The 15,907-nt window shown below is 64.3% G+C and carries 15 protein-coding genes; 12 read left to right on the top strand and 3 right to left on the bottom strand.

What is annotated here, in order from left to right:
* The first annotated feature begins 7 nt into the window (after window positions 1-7).
* From ACNANG_RS18420 to ACNANG_RS18410, 3 genes are read left to right on the top strand one after another with little or no spacing between them, the layout of a single operon-like run.
* Window positions 8-814: an enoyl-CoA hydratase/isomerase family protein gene (locus ACNANG_RS18420; RefSeq protein WP_420224218.1), complete on the top strand. Its 807-nt coding sequence runs from the start codon at window positions 8-10 to the stop codon at window positions 812-814.
* Window positions 815-817: 3 nt separating this feature from the next.
* Window positions 818-2,926, top strand: a complete 2,109-nt coding sequence (locus tag ACNANG_RS18415; protein WP_420224217.1) for an acetate--CoA ligase family protein — start codon at window positions 818-820, stop codon at window positions 2,924-2,926.
* Window positions 2,923-4,266, top strand: a complete 1,344-nt coding sequence (locus ACNANG_RS18410) for an MmgE/PrpD family protein (protein WP_420224216.1) — start codon at window positions 2,923-2,925, stop codon at window positions 4,264-4,266. The genes ACNANG_RS18415 and ACNANG_RS18410 overlap by 4 nt, the downstream gene beginning before the upstream one ends.
* Before the next feature lie 36 nt (window positions 4,267-4,302).
* Here ACNANG_RS18410 and ACNANG_RS18405 read toward each other — a convergent pair whose 3' ends face one another.
* Window positions 4,303-5,100 carry an IclR family transcriptional regulator gene (locus tag ACNANG_RS18405; RefSeq protein ID WP_420224215.1) on the bottom strand — a complete coding sequence of 266 codons (798 nt, stop codon included), beginning with the start codon at window positions 5,098-5,100 and terminating at the stop codon, window positions 4,303-4,305.
* 198 nt (window positions 5,101-5,298) lie between these two features.
* Between ACNANG_RS18405 and ACNANG_RS18400 the strand changes: the two genes are divergently transcribed.
* Together ACNANG_RS18400 and ACNANG_RS18395 are read left to right on the top strand one after the other, a co-directional pair.
* Window positions 5,299-6,282 carry a Bug family tripartite tricarboxylate transporter substrate binding protein gene (locus ACNANG_RS18400; RefSeq protein ID WP_420224214.1) on the top strand — a complete coding sequence of 328 codons (984 nt, stop codon included), beginning with the start codon at window positions 5,299-5,301 and terminating at the stop codon, window positions 6,280-6,282.
* Between the two features lie 13 nt (window positions 6,283-6,295).
* Window positions 6,296-7,546 carry an MmgE/PrpD family protein gene (locus ACNANG_RS18395; RefSeq protein WP_420224213.1) on the top strand — a complete coding sequence of 417 codons (1,251 nt, stop codon included), beginning with the start codon at window positions 6,296-6,298 and terminating at the stop codon, window positions 7,544-7,546.
* An 84-nt stretch (window positions 7,547-7,630) separates the two neighbouring features.
* On the opposite strand, the gene ACNANG_RS18390 is transcribed toward ACNANG_RS18395, so the two are convergent.
* Window positions 7,631-8,533, bottom strand: coding sequence for a LysR family transcriptional regulator (locus tag ACNANG_RS18390; protein ID WP_420224212.1), 903 nt, complete (start codon window positions 8,531-8,533; stop codon window positions 7,631-7,633).
* Window positions 8,534-8,689: 156 nt separating this feature from the next.
* On the opposite strand from ACNANG_RS18390, the gene ACNANG_RS18385 reads away from it, so the two are divergent.
* A complete protein-coding gene (locus tag ACNANG_RS18385) occupies window positions 8,690-9,493 on the top strand; it encodes an alpha/beta fold hydrolase (protein ID WP_420224211.1) in 804 nt (267 codons plus the stop codon).
* A gap of 3 nt (window positions 9,494-9,496) precedes the next feature.
* Here ACNANG_RS18385 and ACNANG_RS18380 read toward each other — a convergent pair whose 3' ends face one another.
* Window positions 9,497-10,369, bottom strand: a complete 873-nt coding sequence (locus tag ACNANG_RS18380) for a LysR substrate-binding domain-containing protein (RefSeq protein WP_420224210.1) — start codon at window positions 10,367-10,369, stop codon at window positions 9,497-9,499.
* Here ACNANG_RS18380 and ACNANG_RS18375 point away from each other — a divergent pair.
* From ACNANG_RS18375 to ACNANG_RS18350, 6 genes are all read left to right on the top strand, one after another.
* On the top strand, window positions 10,289-10,912 hold the full coding sequence (locus ACNANG_RS18375; protein WP_420227689.1) for a carboxymuconolactone decarboxylase family protein: 624 nt from the start codon (window positions 10,289-10,291) through the stop codon (window positions 10,910-10,912). The two genes, ACNANG_RS18380 and ACNANG_RS18375, sit on opposite strands and share 81 nt — an antisense overlap.
* Before the next feature lie 159 nt (window positions 10,913-11,071).
* Entirely contained in the window at window positions 11,072-11,872 is an 801-nt protein-coding gene (locus ACNANG_RS18370; RefSeq protein WP_420224209.1) for an SDR family NAD(P)-dependent oxidoreductase, read from the top strand.
* Between the two features lie 72 nt (window positions 11,873-11,944).
* A complete protein-coding gene (locus ACNANG_RS18365; RefSeq protein WP_420224208.1) occupies window positions 11,945-12,994 on the top strand; it encodes a tripartite tricarboxylate transporter substrate binding protein in 1,050 nt (349 codons plus the stop codon).
* A 45-nt stretch (window positions 12,995-13,039) separates the two neighbouring features.
* Window positions 13,040-13,852 (top strand): amidohydrolase family protein, encoded by an 813-nt coding sequence (locus tag ACNANG_RS18360; RefSeq protein ID WP_420224207.1) that lies wholly within the window; start codon window positions 13,040-13,042, stop codon window positions 13,850-13,852.
* Window positions 13,853-13,902: 50 nt separating this feature from the next.
* Window positions 13,903-14,841 (top strand): SMP-30/gluconolactonase/LRE family protein, encoded by a 939-nt coding sequence (locus ACNANG_RS18355; RefSeq protein ID WP_420224206.1) that lies wholly within the window; start codon window positions 13,903-13,905, stop codon window positions 14,839-14,841.
* A 68-nt stretch (window positions 14,842-14,909) separates the two neighbouring features.
* A complete protein-coding gene (locus ACNANG_RS18350; RefSeq protein ID WP_420224205.1) occupies window positions 14,910-15,878 on the top strand; it encodes a Bug family tripartite tricarboxylate transporter substrate binding protein in 969 nt (322 codons plus the stop codon).
* Window positions 15,879-15,907 lie beyond the last annotated feature (29 nt).

Genomic DNA, 15,907 nt, shown 5'->3' with positions numbered 1-15,907 from the left:
TGACCTCATGACTTCCTCTCCATTGATCGAACTTGAAGTAACCGCGGGCATCGCAACCGTTAGCCTGAACCGGCCCGACAAGCGCAACGCCATCAGCGACGACATGCGCACCGCGCTGATCGAAACGCTGGAGCACGTCGCGTCCAACGCCGACATTCGCGCGCTGATCCTGACGGGAAAGGGCGAAGGCTTTTGCGCGGGCGGTGATGTTGCCGGCATGGAACGGCGCATGAATGCGCCGACCGGCGAAATCGCATTCAACGGGTGGTCCCGCCAGCAGCGTGTGCACCACACGCAGGGCTTGCTCCTGAACATGCCCAAGCCGACCATTGCCGCCGTGAATGGCGCGGCATCGGGCCTGGGCGCGGATACGGCGCTTGCCTGCGATTTCGTGCTGGCCTCCGAAGCCGCTACCTTCACCTGGTCCTACATCCATCGCGGCATCGTGCCCGATGGCGGCGGCATGTATTTCCTGCCACGCCGCGTGGGGCTGGCCAAGGCCAAGGACCTGATCTTTACCGGCCGCAAGGTCGAGCTGGAAGAGGCCGTGGCGCTGGGCATCGTGGACAGAACCTCGACCTCGGCGACCTTGCTGCATGATGCGCACGCATGGGCAACCGCGTTGACTCAAGGCTCGGCAACGGCCTTGGCGCTGAGCAAGGGCATCCTGAACCAGAGCTTCGAATTGTCCGCCCACGACGTGTTTGCCCAGGGCAGCCAGGCCCAGGGCATCTGCTACACCAGCACCGAACACCGTGAGTCGGTCACGGCATTCCTGGCCAAGCGCGATGCCGCGCGTGCCAGCAAGGGATAAGACATGAATCCTCTTTCCAGACTGATCGCTCCCAAACGTGTCGCCGTCATTGGCGCGTCGGGCGATCCCTCCAAGACGGCCAGCCGGCCGGTTGCCTACCTGCGCAAGCATGGATTCACGGGCGATATTTACCCGGTCAACCCGAAGGCGGACACGATCGACGGGCTTCGCTGCTATCCCGATGTGGCGTCGCTACCCGAGGTGCCGGACGTAGGCATCGTGCTGCTGGGCGCGCAACACGCGCACCTGGCGGTGCGTGACCTTGCTACGCGCGGCGCGGCGGCTGCCATCGTGCTGGCCAGCGGCTATTCGGAAACGGGCGAGCGCGGCGCGAGCCGGCAACAGCAACTGCTGGATGCCGCGGGTTCCATGCGCATTCTGGGTCCGAATACAATTGGCCTGGTCAACGTGACCGACAACATTCCCTTGTCGGCCAGCGGCGCATTGGAAATGGACCATTTCCCGGCCGGCAATATCGGCGTGGTGTCGCAAAGCGGCGGAATTCTGGGATCGCTGCTGTCGCGAGCCGCCGCGCGGGGGATCGGTCTGTCCAAACTGGTTTCCACCAGCAACGAAGTGGACCTGGACCTTGCCGACTTCGTCGACTATCTGGCGGACGATCCGGCAACACAGGTCATTGCCCTGTACGTGGAAACTGTGCGCAATACGGCAACCTTCCGGACGGCGGCGCTCAAGGCTGCGCAGGCGGGCAAGCCCCTCGTCGTTTACAAGATCGGCCGGTCCGAAGCGGGTGCGCGCGCGGCGGTGTCGCATACCGGCGCGCTTGCCGGCGCGGACCGTATGTACGACGCCTTGTTCCAGCAGGTGGGCGCGATTCGCGCCGAGACCTTCAGCGATCTGCTGGACATTCCGGCGGCGCTGTCGACGGCACGGGTGCTCAACGGTCGGCGTGTCGCGGTCCTGACATCGACTGGCGGTGCGGGCACCTTAGTGTCCGACAGCCTGGGGGTGGCGGGCTTCGATACCCCGCCGCCCGATGAAGCCACCGCCGCCGCACTGCGCGCCTTGCAGACCGGCGACCACGCCGCGCTCGACCGCAATCCGATCGACGTCACACTGGCGGGCCTGCAACCCGATTTGCTGCGGGGCGCGATCCGTACGCTGCTGGCAAGTCCCAGCTACGACGCGCTGGCGATCATCGTGGGCTCGTCCAGCCTGCAGATGCCGGAATTGATGGCAGGCGCCATTGCAGACTGCCTGCCCGAAAGTGACAAGCCCGTCATTGCCTACGTCAGCCCGCATGCGCCGGACGTTGCGGCCTTGCTCACGCAGCGCGGCGTGCCGGCGTTTGCCGCACCGGAAAGCTGCACGGTGGCGTTGCAGGCAATGTGGCACGCGGCCAATCTCAAACCGCAGGCAGTTGCAAGCGCGGCGCAAGTCATCGCCATCGATGACCTACCTACGGGATCGCTGGACGAAGCGCAGGCCAAGGACGTGTTTGCACGATTTGGCTTGCCGGGCGTGAAGGAAGTGGTGGTGACCGATGCAGCAGGCGCCGAGCGTGCGGCACGCGAACTCGGCAGCAACGTCGTTCTCAAAATTCTGTCGGGCGAGATTACCCACAAAAGCGATGTCGGCGGCGTGGCAGTCAATGTTTCCCCTGACCGTATTGCCGCCCGGCTGGATCGTATGGAAGGTGACGTGCGGGAAAAAACGGGTACGGCGCCCACGCGCTACGTGGTTCAGGAGATGGTTGCAGGTGGCACCGAATTGATCCTGGGCATGCATCGCGACCCGCTTGGCACTGCCATTCTGTTGGGAATGGGCGGCGTGACGGCCGAATTGCTGAACGACACGACGCTGACCCTGTTGCCTGCCGACGGAGGATTGAGCAAATCCGAAGCCCTTGCCATGGTGCAACGTCTGAAGACCTGGCCATTGCTGGATGGCTTTCGCGGCAGGCCGAAAGCCGACGTGGATGCCTTGGTCGATGCCGTGGTGGCGTTCTCGACCATGGCGGCGCAACTGGGCGATCGCATCGTGGAAGCAGAGATCAATCCGCTGTTCGTGCTGCCGCAAGGACAGGGCGTGCGGGCAGCCGACGGCGTGCTGGTGCTGGCTGACCCCGCGGCTACGGAGGCCCGGGCATGACCATCACCCAGGAATTTGGCCGATACGCCGACACGTTCGCGCAATCCGCGTTGTCCGACGACGTGGTGCACCATGCCAAGCGCGCGGTGGTCGACTGGTATGCATCGCTGTTTCCCGGCTTTGAGACGACGCCGGTTCAACGTCTCATGGCCGTCCTTGCGGAAGACCTCGGCCATGGCTCGGCGCAACTGGCCACGGGTCCATGGGCGCCGCCCCGAACGGCAGCACTGATCCATGGCGCCGCCGCGCACGCTGCCGAAGTGGATGACAGTTTCCGCGACGCGATGTACCACCCAGGCGCGGCAACCATCGCCTCGGCATTGGCGTCCGCACAGTCGGCACAGGCCAACGGCTTGGACTTTCTTCGAGCCATCGTGCTTGGCTACGAAGTGTCGACGCGCATCGGCGTGACTCTGGGCAGGCCGCATTACACCTACTGGCACAGCACCGGCACGGTCGGCACCTTCGGCGCGGCGGCATCGGCGGGCGCACTTTACAAGCTCGATGGCGACGCCTTTGCCCACGCGCTCGCCACGGCAGCCACGTTCGCGGCAGCGCTTCAGCAGGCTTTTCGGATGGATTCGATGTCCAAACCCTTGCACGCAGGCCGCGCGGCTGAGGGCGGATTGCTCGCCGCACTGGCGGCGCGCCAGGGTATGACCGGATCGTTGGATGTCCTGGAAGGTGAAGCAGGCCTGGGCAAAGCCATGAGCAACGGACCGGACTGGAGCGCGACCACCGCCACGCTGGGTGAGGTGTTCAACATTTGTCGCCTGACCTTCAAGAACCACATTGGCTGCGGACACACCTTTGCCGCCGTCGACGGTGCGCTGGCGTTGCAGCAGCAACTGGGTGTCAAGGCCGAGGATATCGTCGAGCTGGACATCGGCACGTACCGGCCCGCGCTGGACATTGCCTGCTACGACAGGCCTGTCACCGACAACGAAGCCCGTTTTAGCCTGCGCTACATGGTGGCCTGCGCGCTCAATCATGGCAGTGTGCGGCTGTCGGCCTATACGCCCGAACGGCTGGCCGATCCTGTCACACGCGGCTTGATGGCCCGCATGAAGGTGTCGGTCGATCCCGCCATCGACGCCGCGTTCCCGGGCCGCCGCGCCGCCCGTATTGTCATGCGGACCCGGGACGGGCGCATGGGCGAGTATTTCCAGCCTGATCGCCGCGGCGATCCCGAGCTGCCCCTGTCGGACGACGATCTGGGCGACAAGCTGCGAGAGCTTGCTTCGCCGGTCATTGGCGAGTCGAAGGCAAATACCTTGCTGGCGCGCATCTGGTCGCTGGAGTCCGCAAAAGACCTGCGCGGGCTGACGATTCAGAGGTAGGCACGCGTCAGGGACCGGCGGCTGCTGAGCATGCAGTCAGTCCGGTCGCTGCATGGCATTCACTACCTGCGCCGCCAATGCCATCAACGCGGGCGCGAGTTCGGCTGCCACATCGTCCGGCGCCTGCGTGGTCGTCACACTGGCATTCAACACGTGTATCGGGTAGCCCTCAATCTCGACAGGGGTGGCCAAGGCAACCACTTCAGGCTGCCATGACGCCACGCAGTAGCCCTGCGCGTGCACCTGGGCGATGGCCCGCCGGATCTCCGTTTCCAGTGCGGGCCATGCCTGCCCACGCTGCTTGCGAAAGCGCTCCATCAACTCACGTCTGCGGTCGTTCGGCGCCACGGCAAGATAGACTCTTCCCAACGAAGTCAGCTCGACCGGCACGCGCTGCCCCGCCACGACGTTGCGCAGCGCAACCTTCCGGTTGTAGCGCACCGACTCCAGATAGACCATGTCTTCGCGGTCGCGAATCGCCAGGCCCACATTGATCTTCAGCTTTTCGGCGACCTTGCGCATCAGGGGTGCGGCGCTGTGCAGCATGGGCGAGCCCGAGCGCATGGCGTGCGCCAGGCTCAGCACCGGCGCGGCCAGGCGGTAGGCACGCTGGCTTGCGTCGTGATCGAGCATGCCCGTGCCCACCAGCGTTTGCGTCAACCGGCTTACCGTGGCGCGCGACAGGCCGGTGCGCTCGGCCAGTTCGCCGTTGCCCAAAAGATCGGATCCCTGCCGGAACGCGCGCAGGATCTCGATACCGCGTTCGAGCGACCGATTCTGCGCCGGCATGTCGAGGCGGCCAGGCGGTTCGGAAGAAGTGGAGAGACGAGGCATGGGATGCGAGAGCTTCAAGGTGAGCCAGGGCCATGGGCGGTCACGAGTCGCCATTCTAGACAGCGAATGACGGGCCGTCTGCGTTGATCGGCGGAACCTATAACTGTTGGAGCAAGACGGTATTAGACGCCAGGACGGCTGCCCCATACAGTGCGCTGACTCAGTCGATGCTTCCTACAAAAACCCGGAGACCGCTACATGACTCGCACGTTTGCACTCCCCTATTTCCGTCTTGGCGCGGTCGCGCTGTGCCTGCTGGGCGCATCCGCGGTCCACGCACAGACCTACCCGAACAAGCCCATCAAGATGGTCATTCCGTACACGCCGGGCGGGTCGATCGACACCGTGGGCCGCCTCGTTGCCGAACAGCTGCAGAAGCAGTTGGGCCAGACCATCGTGATCGAAAACCAGCCCGGAGCCTCGGGCCTGATCGGTTCGGCAAACGTGCAGCGCGCCAAGGCCGACGGTTACACGCTGCTGTTCAATGCATCCAGCCAGGTCTACATGCCGCTGGTGGTCGGCAAGAAGACCTACGATGCCGAGCGCGATTTCACGCCGATCGCGCAGATCGGTTTCGTGCCGCTGATCGTTGCGGTCAACAACGACGTGCCCGCAAAAACGCTGGGTGACCTGGCGGCGCTGGCCAAGGCGAATCCTGGCAAATACACCTGGGCCACCTCGGGCCTGGGCACCACCAGCCACCTGAGCGAAGAGATGATCAACCGCGCGCTCAAGCTGGACATGGAAATCATCCCGTACAAGGGCGCCGTGCCGCAATTGACCGACGTGGTCGGTGGGCACGTCTCGGCCGCCATTTCGCCGATGCCAGGCGTGCATTCGTTTGTCGAAGCCGGCCGCTTGAGGCCCATCGCGGTGACCAGCAAGACGCGGGTCGAAAAGATGCCGAACGTGCCGACCGTGGCCGAGAGCGGCATGCCGGATTTCGAATTGTTGTCCTGGTATGGCATCTGGGCGCCGGCAAACCTGCCGGCAGACATTCTCAACAAGCTGAACGCCGAGGTGGGCAAGGCAGTGAAGGTCCCGTCGCTGAAGGCGCGATTCGACGAACTGTCGTTCGTGCCGACGCAAAGCACCCCCGACGAATTCAAGGCGCTGATCCGCAAGGACATCGTGACGATCGGCAAGTCGGTGAAAGACGCCAATATCAAGATCGACTTTTGAACGGGGCTTGACCATGATCACACGCACTTTGGCCTCTTGGGTGGCAGGCTTGACGCACGACGCCATCCCCGAGGACGTCGTTCGAACGCTGAGGCTGCTCAGTCTCGACACCTTCGGTTCGGCACTCGCCGGCCGAGGCCTTCCCTGGACCGACGCGATCGAGGCATGGGCGAAGGCCGGCGGCAGGCCCGCTGGCAGCCAGGCGGCGACGGTGTGGGGCGACAGCCAGCCCTGCCTGCGAGCCGCCGACGCGGCACTGGTCAATGGCGCTGCGGCACACGGCTTCGAGCTCGATGACTTTCACAACGCCAAGCTGCACCTGGGTGCGGTCATGTTGCCCACGGTATTCGCGTTGGCGGAAACCTTGCAGGTCGACAGCCGCCGGGCGGAAGTCGCGTTGGCTGCGGGATATGAAGTTGCCATCCGCAGTTCGCTGGCCCTGGGTCCGGCCCAGGCACGCTTGCGCGGCTGGCACCTGACGGCGGTGTGCGGGCCGCTTGGCTCGGCAGCAGCGGCGTCCGTGATGCTGGGGCTCAATGCCGAACGCACGGCCTGGGCCTTGGGCCTGGCGGGTACGCAATCGAGCGGGCTCTATGCGTTCTCGGCCGATGGCACCGACACCAAACGCTTTCATCCGGGGCGTGCCGCGCAGGCGGGCGTGATGTCCGCCGAACTGGCGGCGCATGGCCTGACCGGACCCACAGAAATCTATGAAGCGGCCGACGGCGGCCTGCTCCGTGCCTTTGTCGACCAGCCCCAACCCGACAAGCTGCTGGCCGACCTGGGCGACCATTGGCATGCGCCCCGCACGAACTTCAAGCCCTACGGTTGCTGCGGCAGCGTGCATGCGCATGTCGATGCCGCACTGGCATTGCGGCCAGACTGGACCGGATCTGGCGTAGTTCGGGTGGGCATGCCTCGTGTCGTCGACATCCAATGCGGCTACCCCTATCAACCGGGATCGGCGCTCAATGCGCAGATGAGCGGGCGCTACGCCATCGCTGTGGCACTGCTGGATGGAGCCGTGCTTCCGGCGCAGTTCGAGGCTGCGCGGCTGGCCGGCGACGACGTGACAGCGCTGGCCAACCGGATCGAGATCGTGGCCGATGCCGACCTTGATGCGCGATACCCTGCGCAATTCTGTGGCTGGGTCGAGGTCGATACCCGGCATGGCGGACGTTCGCGCATCGATGTCGACAACCCGTCAGGGTCAGGGGACAACCCCGTCGGGCGGACGGCATTCTTTCGAAGTTTGCGGCGCTGACCACGCCAGCGCTGGGACCCGAGGCGGTCACACGGCTGCAGGCCTGCTTCCTGGCCTTTGCGGACAGCTCGGTTCGAGAAGTCCTCAGGCTTGCGGCGCCGTCAGGCGAGCAGCGGGCAGGATGACCTCGGCAATCACGCGCTGGACCAGCTCCGATGGGTGGTTGTCACGCCAGATCGCTTCGATACGGATATGACCCGAGTCGCCTTCCAGATCCCGGAAGCGCACCCCGCCGAACGCGGTGGGCGCGAACGATTTCGGCACCAGCGCGACGCCCAGGCCGACACTGACCATCTGCAGCACGGTCAGTGGATGGCGGGCCGTGTGAGCGATGCCAGGATGAAAACCCGCGCCCAGGCAGGTGGCAATCAACGCGTCCGACAAGGCCGGCGCATGTTCGCGCGAAAAGGCGACCATGGGCGTGTCCGCCAGATCCTTCAAGGTCAACGGCTCACGGTCGGCCAAGGGATGGCCAGCCGGCAATACCGCCGCGTAGGGTTCGGAAAACAACTCGACGTGCTGCATGCCGGAGGTCGGAGGCATCGCGTGGATGAAGCCGATATCCAGCTTGTCGAGCGCCACATTCCGGATCTGTTCTTTCGATTCCATGTCGGCAACGATCACCTCTACCGATGGAAAGCGTTCGCGGATCGCTTCAAGAATGGTCGGCAGGACATTGAACACCGCCGAGGTCGCCATGCCCAGCCGCACGACGCCCGAGTCCCCTGCCGCGGCCTTGACGGTGCTTTTAACAGCGATGTCCACCTGGTCGAACAACGATCGCGCGTGCTTGAGCAGGACGCGGCCCGCATCGGTCAGCTTGACTTCGCGCCGCGTGCGATACAGCAGTTCGACGCCCAGCTCGTCTTCCAGCGCCTTGATCTGGTGCGACAAGGGCGGCTGCGACATATGCAGCTTTTCGGCGGCCCGGCTGAAGTTCAGTTCGTCGGCGACCGTGACGAAGTAGCGCAGTTGCCGCAGATCCATGGGGTCGTGTCTCGCTTCATTTTTTTGATCATGACGGATGCCGTGTCCGACACGACGTCTGCTTCTTTTTCCGTTGAAGGAACTTAGCATGCCCATGAACCCCACCGCTCGCCAACCATCTCAATTCGCCAGGCCGGTGCCCCCGAAGCCCGCCACATGGTTGATCGTGGCAACGGCATTGCCATCGAGTGCTGGACGCGCGGCAGCGGGCCCCTGGTGGTCCTGCTGCCGTCCCTGGGCCGGGGTGCGCGCGACATGGACGAACTGGCCGCGCCACTGAGTGCAGCGGGCTTTCGCACAGTATGCCCGGAGCCACGCGGCAACGCCGGCAGTACGGGACCGCTCGAAGACAAAACGCTACACGACTGGGCCCAGGACATTGCGGCGGTCATCGAGCATGAGGACTGCGGGCCCGCATTCCTCATCGGTCATGCGCACGGCAACTGGATTGCCCGCACCGTGGCATCCGACCGGCCGGACCTGGTGCGCGGACTGATGCTGCTGGCGGGGTCGGCCGGCAAGGTGCCCCGGGGCATGACGGCCGCGCCCATCCCCCCGGACATCCGTGCATCGATCGAGGGCAGCGGCAACATGGACTTGCCGGATGCGCAGCGGCTGGCGCATTTGCAACGGGTGTTTTTCGCGCCGGGCAATGATGCCCGCGCATGGCTCAAGGGCTTCAACACGCGGCTGATGACCCAGCAGACGCTGGCGCAAAAAAGGACGCCGGTCGACGAATTCTTTGCCGGAGGCCATGCACCGATTCTGAATATGCAGGCGGAATATGACGTGGTGGCGCCGCCGAGCTATGCCAATGTGTTGCGCGACGAGCTGGGCGATCGGGTGACCAATCTGACGATACGCAACGCCGCGCATGCGCTGATTCCCGAGCAACCGGAAGCCGTGCTGCACGGCATCCTGGACTATCTCGATACCCGATTTGGCATCAAGGCGGCCTGATCGTCAGGCATCCGGGACCCCGAGCACATGCAGGACGCGCGGCAACACCGGCAAGGTATTGGCGGGGTTCCACACCACCGAATATTCCGCGCGCGCGTCCGAGCCTTCGATCGCCTTGAAACAGACGCCGGGCACGGCCGCACGCGCGAACGATTCAGGCACCAGGGATACCCCGCGGCCCATGGCCACAAGACTCACGATCGAGACCAGATGCTTGGCCGAGTGCAGGATGTTCGGGCTGAACCCGGCGGCCATGCACACCGAAATCGACAGATCGTGAAAAGTCGGCGCGCTCTGCCTCGGGATGGCGATGAACGCATCGTTGATCAGGTCCGACAACACGACCACGGGGGCGTCCGCCAGACGGTGCGTGGTGGGCAGCGCCACCACCAGCGGCACCCGGGCCACGACATGCGACCGCATGTCGCCCACCTGCGATATCTGGCCGAAACCCAGGTCGATACGGTCCTGTTGCAAGGCCTCGAGCTGTTCGTTCGATCCCATTTCTTCCCAGGCGCTTTCCACACCGGGCAAGTCGTGCTCGATCCGTTGCACCAGCCCTTCGATCCCCATGAACAGCACGGCGGCAACGAATCCCACCCGTATCCGCCCGATCTCGCCGCGTTCGGCACGTTGCACCGCGCGTAGCGATTGTTCGCTCGCCATGACCAGCCCCTGCACCAATTCGCGGCCGGCAGGCGTGATGCGCACGCTTCGCTTGTTGCGCTCAAACAGCTGAACGCCCAGACGCGCTTCCAGCTGCTGGATGTGTTTGGTCAGTGGAGGCTGCGACATATGCAGACGCTGCGCAGCACGGCCGTAGTGCAGTTCCTCGGCAAGGACCAGGAAGAGTCGGAGCGGCTTCAGGTCGAGCATGACGTCTCCTTTCAGTTATTCAGTTTGAATATCACTGAGTGTCTAAAAAGCAATTGGACTGACATAAGCAGGCTGCGCAGAATACCGGACCGACACAACAACGACAAACCTGGAGAGACGATGCCGCGCGTGCCCGACCTTGACCCTGCCGTGATGACAGACCATCAGCGCAAGGTCTATGACATGATCGCCAGTGGGCCTCGCGGACGCGTGCGCGGTCCCCTGGCGGTCTGGCTCAATCGGCCGGGATTGGCGGAACACGCCCAGGCGCTTGGCCAGTACTGCCGGTATGACAGCAGCCTGCCGCCTCGTCTGTCCGAGCTGGCCATCCTCGTCCTCGCGCGTCACTGGAATTCCGAATTCGAATGGTGGGCGCACAAGGCCATCGCGCTGAAGGCAGGCCTGCCCGCCGATGTCATCGACGCCATTCGTGACCGTCAGCCCCCCCGTTTGCATCCGACAGCGAAGCAGTCGTCGTGGACTTCGTCACGGTGCTGCACGCTCAGCGCGGCGTACCCGACGACCTGTATGCGCGCGCAGTAGCCCTGCTTGGTCAGGATGGCGTGATCGACCTCGTCGGTATCGCCGGTTACTACACCCTCATTTCGATGACCATCAACGTGTTCGACGTGCAGCCGCCCGAAGGCGAGCCACGCGAAATGGCGTGATGACGTTTTCGCATTCAACGACTCAGGAGACACCATGACAGGAAGACTCGAAGGCAAGGTTGCCATCATTACCGGCGCGGGTTGCGTCGGCCCGGGCTGGGGCAATGGCCGCGCCGCGGCCGTCCGGTTCGCTCAGGAAGGCGCGAAGATTTTTGCCGTCGATCGCGACTTGGCTGCAATGGAAGAAACGCTGTCGCGCATTGCTGAATTCGGCGGCGAAGTCACGCCGTGGACATGTGACGTGATGTCGGCCGACGATGTCGCCGCCATGGTCCAGAAGTGCAAGGAGACCTACGGCCGCATCGACATCCTCGTCAACAATGTAGGCGGCTCCGCCAAGGGTGGCCCGGTCGAACTGAGCGAAGCCGACTGGGATCGCCAGATCGACTTCAACCTGAAGAGCGTGTTCCTGACCTGCAAGAGCGTGCTGCCCATCATGGAAGCGCAAGGCGGCGGATCGATCGTGAACATGTCGTCCACGTCCGGCACGCGCTGGACTGGCGCGGCGCAAGTGGGTTATGCCAGTTCCAAGGCCGGCATCATCCAGTTCTCGAAGGTCGTTGGCGTGCAGTACGCCAAGAAGAACATTCGCGTGAACACGGTCGTGCCAGGGCAGATGCATACGCCTATGGTCGAAGTGCGCCTGGCCGGCCAGCGTGCGGGCGGCGACGTCGATGCGCTGCTGCAGCAACGCCAGGCGCGGATTCCAATGGGCTGGATGGGGGATGGCCGCGACACGGCCAACGCCGCGCTGTTCCTGGCGTCGGATGAAGCGCGGTTCATTACGGCCACCGAAATCGTGGTGGACGGCGGCATGAGCGCGCGCTGCGATTAAGAAGGGTGCGCGCCGGCAGCCCGCGGGCTGCTGGATCGACCTGCCCTCGTTACAAGATTCAAGGAGACACGCATGACTATCGCCGTGACCCAGGGCGCGAGACCGGCTGCGTCCGGCACGTCTCGGACGCCCGTATTTTCGACCGTGCTGGCGAGCATTTCGCTGGCTGCCGCAGCGATCGTGACGGTTTCCGCCGCCGCGTTTCCAGGCGCCGCGCAAGCGGCCTACCCCGACAAACCGGTGCGCATGGTCGTGGCGTTTTCTCCAGGCGGACCGACGGACGTACTGGCACGGCTGTTTGCGCAAAAATTGGCCGACCAGCTGGGTCAGCCCGTGGTCGTGGAAAACCGTCCGGGCGCCGGCGGCAATCTGGCCTCGGACGTCGTTGCCAACGCGCCAGCCGATGGCTACACGCTGCTCTACAACAGCTCGTCCGTCACCATTTCGCCCGCGCTGTTCAACACGCCGCGACTCGATCCCCGCAAGATCTTCACTCCGGTCGCCTACGTCGCCACAGTGCCGCTGGTGCTGATCGTGAACCCGTCCGTTGACGCAAAGACGCCAAAAGAATTCGTTGAGCTGCTCAAGCGCAAGCCCGGCGCGCTCAATTTCGGGTCCTCCGGCAATGGCACGATTGATCACCTTACTGCGGTACTGTTCGGCAAGCAGACAGGCGTCACTTTTTCACACGTGCCTTATAAGGGCAATGCTGCCGCCCTGCCCGATCTGCTGGCGGGCCGCATCGACTTCATGATGTCGGGCAGCCTTAACGCCTTCATGCCCTTCGTCAAGGAAGGCAGGCTGCGTGCCATCGCAGCCACCACCGCGCAGCGTGTTTCGATCCTGCCCGATACGCCGACTCTCGGAGAAACCGTGGCACCCGGATTCGATTCCGGCACCTGGCAAGGCATTGTCGGACCCGCAGCGCTGCCCGCACCGGTCGTGACGAAGCTCAATGAGGCGGTCAACAAAGTGCTGGCGCAGCCGGACACCCGTGACAGCCTGATTGCGCAGGGCGCCATGGCGACCGGCGGCACGCCTGGTGACTACGGCAAGCTCATTGGCTCCGAGTACGAACGATGGACTCGCATCATCAAAGAAACCGGCACCAAGTCGGATTGATGTGGGCGATTCCGGCCCTGTTTCTATCGCCCTGACTGGACACGCATGACGGATACCCCTGTTTGCTGGGATTGCCATACCCACGTCTTCGGCCCGTGGTCGCGCTTTCCGCTGCCCGACGCGCCGGCCTATCGTCCGGACGAAGCGTCCTTTGACGCGCTGCGCGCTGCGCACCGTACCTGCGGCATCACGCATGGCGTGCTGATCCAGGCCGCCTGCTACAGTGCCGACCATACCGCACTGTTCGACGCCCTGGCTGCCGGCAACGGCCGCTATCGCGCGATTGCCTTGATCGACCCGGATATCGACGAAGCCAAGCTTGCCGACATGCATGCCCGCGGCGTGCGAGGAATACGCCTGGGGCTGATGCCGCACCTGCCCGCATCGCAAGGTGCGTCACGCCATCGTGACCTGCTCGCGCGCATCCGGCCTTACGGCTGGCATGCGCTGCTGCATGCCCCGATCGACAAGGCGGTGGAGGCCTTGGCGGCATTGAACGATCCGGGCGTGCCCCTGGTCGTCGACCACATGGGGCGTCCGGCGGCGGACGCCCACCGATCAGCCCCGGTCGATACGCTGGTCGATCACCTGTCCCGCCCGGAAGTCTGGATCAAGGTATCCGGCGCCGACCGGGTATCGGCCGGCCGGCGGCCCTTTGACGATGCCTTGCCACTCATGCAACGCCTGTTGCGCGCGGCACCCGAACGTGCCATCTGGGGGTCCGACTGGCCTCACGTCAACATCACCTCGGAACGTCCCGACATGGGCGAGCTGCGCAGCCTGCTGGCCCTGGCGTGCGGCGGAACCGCGTCCGAAGAAGCTGTCCTTCATCTCAATCCCGCTCGCTTGTACACGTGATGGCGTCAGCCCGTGTGCACGCAAGCCACTGACCGCAGGAGCCCACGACCATGTGGCAACCCACCCAGCGCTTTCCCGACCCGGCTTTTCGCGTGCTGGCGCCGGCGTTCGAAAAATACCACCTTGCATCAGCATTCGTTGAACGGCTGGCCACCGGCAGCCGCTGGGCGGAAGGCCCGGTCTGGTTCGGAGATGGCCGCTACCTGCTGTGGAGCGACGTGCCCAACGACCGCATCATGCGATGGGACGAAATCACCGGACAGACATCCGTGTGGCGCCCGGCGTCATCGCACGCCAACGGCAACACACGTGACCGTCAGGGGCGTCTGATTACCTGCGAACACCTGGGACGGCGCGTGACTCGTACCGAGCACGATGGCTGCATCACGGTGCTCATGGACAGCTTCGAAGGCAAGCGGCTGAATTCGCCCAACGATGTGGTCGTGAAGTCGGATGGATCGATCTGGTTCACCGACCCGCCCTTCGGCATCGTCGGCTACTACCAGGGCGAAAAAGCCGAACAGGAACTGCCGTCGAACATCTATCGGCTGGACCCCGAGACAGGTGTCGCGATGGTGGTCGCCGGCGACGTGCAAGGTCCCAACGGACTGGCGTTTTCTCCAGACGAATCGTTGCTCTACGTCATCGAATCGCGCGCGCGTCCCCGTCAGATTCGCCGATTTGCCGTAAAGGCCGATGGCTGCACGCTGGAAGACACCGGCCCGTTCATCGACGCGGATGAAGGGACGCCCGATGGCTTCCAGGTCGATGTCGATGGGAATCTGTGGTGCGGATGGGGCATGGGCACCGAAGAACTGGATGGCGTTCGGGTGTTCGATGCCGACGGACAGGCCATCGGCCACATTGCACTGCCTGAACGCTGCGCCAACCTGTGCTTTGGCGGCAAGCACCGCAACCGGTTGTTCATGGCGTCGTGCACGTCCATCTATTCCATCTACGTCAACACGCAGGGGGCAATCGGGGGGTGACTGCCGCGCGTCGCATGACGCCGCCCCCTTGCCCTGCTGCGCATACCCATTCAAAGCCGGAGACCTTTATGCACCTTACTTTCAACGCCGCACTTCGCACGGCCGCCTTATTGGCAGTCACCTCCGTCATGGCCACCGCCCACGCTGCGGACCCCGTGCGTCTGGTCGTCGCCTTCCCGCCCGGCGGCCCGGCCGATTCGCTGGCGCGCGTGTTGGCCAAGCAGCTCGACTCCGAGCTCAAGACCAACGTGATCGTGGAAAACAAGCCAGGTGCCAACGGCGCCATTGCCGCGGCACACGTGAAGAACTCGCCCAAAGACGGCACTGTGCTGTTCCTGAGTTCCGCAGGCGCGATCGCCATCAATCCTGGTCTGTACCCCAAGCTGACCTACGACCCCGTCAAGGACTTCGTGCCTGTGTCACTGGTCGTGCACACGCCGGAAGTGCTGGTCGTGTCGCCCACCAGCCCGGACAAGACCGCTGCGGATTTCGTCGCCAGCGCCGGCAAGGCCAAGAAGCCGCGCACGCTTGCGTCGTCGGGCATCGGCAGCATGCCGCACATGGCCATCGCCCTGTTCCAGACCTCGACAAAGGCCGACGTTCTGCACGTTGCGTACAAGGGCGCGGCGCCGGCCATTACCGACACGATCGGCGGCCACGTCGACGGGTTCTTCGGCGATATCTCCGGCTTGCTTGGCTTTATCAACGAAAAGCGGTTGAAGGCGATCGGTGTCGCGGCGCCTCAACGTTTGCGCGCCTTGCCCGATGTCCCGACGCTGGCCGAGCTCGGCATCAAGAATGTCGAGGCCAGCAACTGGTATGGCGTGTTTGCGCCGGCAGGCACGCCTGCATCGGTCGTCACCACGGTCAACGCCGCGGTTCACCGGGCGCTGAAGGCCCCGTCGGTGGTGGAAAGCCTGGCCTCGATGGGCATCGAGCCCTCGCCCAACACGCCCGAACAATTCAATGCGCTAATCAAGAGTGATACGGCAAAGTGGACCAAGGTGATCAAGGACGGCAACATTCAGCCGGAGTGAGCCTGGCGCACGGCCGAGGCTCGTCATGG

The organism is Pigmentiphaga litoralis, from assembly GCF_048632615.1.
In the GTDB taxonomy this organism is placed as follows: domain Bacteria; phylum Pseudomonadota; class Gammaproteobacteria; order Burkholderiales; family Burkholderiaceae_B; genus Pigmentiphaga; species Pigmentiphaga litoralis_B.
Note: the sequence above shows the minus strand (reverse complement) of the source record. Positions and strands in the feature narration are given on the sequence as shown.

Excerpts from the sequence above, each read along its gene's own strand:
- ACNANG_RS18420 (WP_420224218.1), top strand. The coding sequence starts at position 8 with ATGACTTCCTCTCCATTGATCGAACTTGAAGTAACCGCGGGCATCGCA.
- ACNANG_RS18415 (WP_420224217.1), top strand. The coding sequence starts at position 818 with ATGAATCCTCTTTCCAGACTGATCGCTCCCAAACGTGTCGCCGTCATT.
- ACNANG_RS18410 (WP_420224216.1), top strand. The coding sequence starts at position 2,923 with ATGACCATCACCCAGGAATTTGGCCGATACGCCGACACGTTCGCGCAA.
- ACNANG_RS18405 (WP_420224215.1), bottom strand. The coding sequence starts at position 5,100 with ATGCCTCGTCTCTCCACTTCTTCCGAACCGCCTGGCCGCCTCGACATG.
- ACNANG_RS18400 (WP_420224214.1), top strand. The coding sequence starts at position 5,299 with ATGACTCGCACGTTTGCACTCCCCTATTTCCGTCTTGGCGCGGTCGCG.
- ACNANG_RS18395 (WP_420224213.1), top strand. The coding sequence starts at position 6,296 with ATGATCACACGCACTTTGGCCTCTTGGGTGGCAGGCTTGACGCACGAC.
- ACNANG_RS18390 (WP_420224212.1), bottom strand. The coding sequence starts at position 8,533 with ATGGATCTGCGGCAACTGCGCTACTTCGTCACGGTCGCCGACGAACTG.
- ACNANG_RS18385 (WP_420224211.1), top strand. The coding sequence starts at position 8,690 with ATGGTTGATCGTGGCAACGGCATTGCCATCGAGTGCTGGACGCGCGGC.
- ACNANG_RS18375 (WP_420227689.1), top strand. The coding sequence starts at position 10,289 with ATGCAGACGCTGCGCAGCACGGCCGTAGTGCAGTTCCTCGGCAAGGAC.
- ACNANG_RS18380 (WP_420224210.1), bottom strand. The coding sequence starts at position 10,369 with ATGCTCGACCTGAAGCCGCTCCGACTCTTCCTGGTCCTTGCCGAGGAA.
- ACNANG_RS18370 (WP_420224209.1), top strand. The coding sequence starts at position 11,072 with ATGACAGGAAGACTCGAAGGCAAGGTTGCCATCATTACCGGCGCGGGT.
- ACNANG_RS18365 (WP_420224208.1), top strand. The coding sequence starts at position 11,945 with ATGACTATCGCCGTGACCCAGGGCGCGAGACCGGCTGCGTCCGGCACG.
- ACNANG_RS18360 (WP_420224207.1), top strand. The coding sequence starts at position 13,040 with ATGACGGATACCCCTGTTTGCTGGGATTGCCATACCCACGTCTTCGGC.
- ACNANG_RS18355 (WP_420224206.1), top strand. The coding sequence starts at position 13,903 with ATGTGGCAACCCACCCAGCGCTTTCCCGACCCGGCTTTTCGCGTGCTG.
- ACNANG_RS18350 (WP_420224205.1), top strand. The coding sequence starts at position 14,910 with ATGCACCTTACTTTCAACGCCGCACTTCGCACGGCCGCCTTATTGGCA.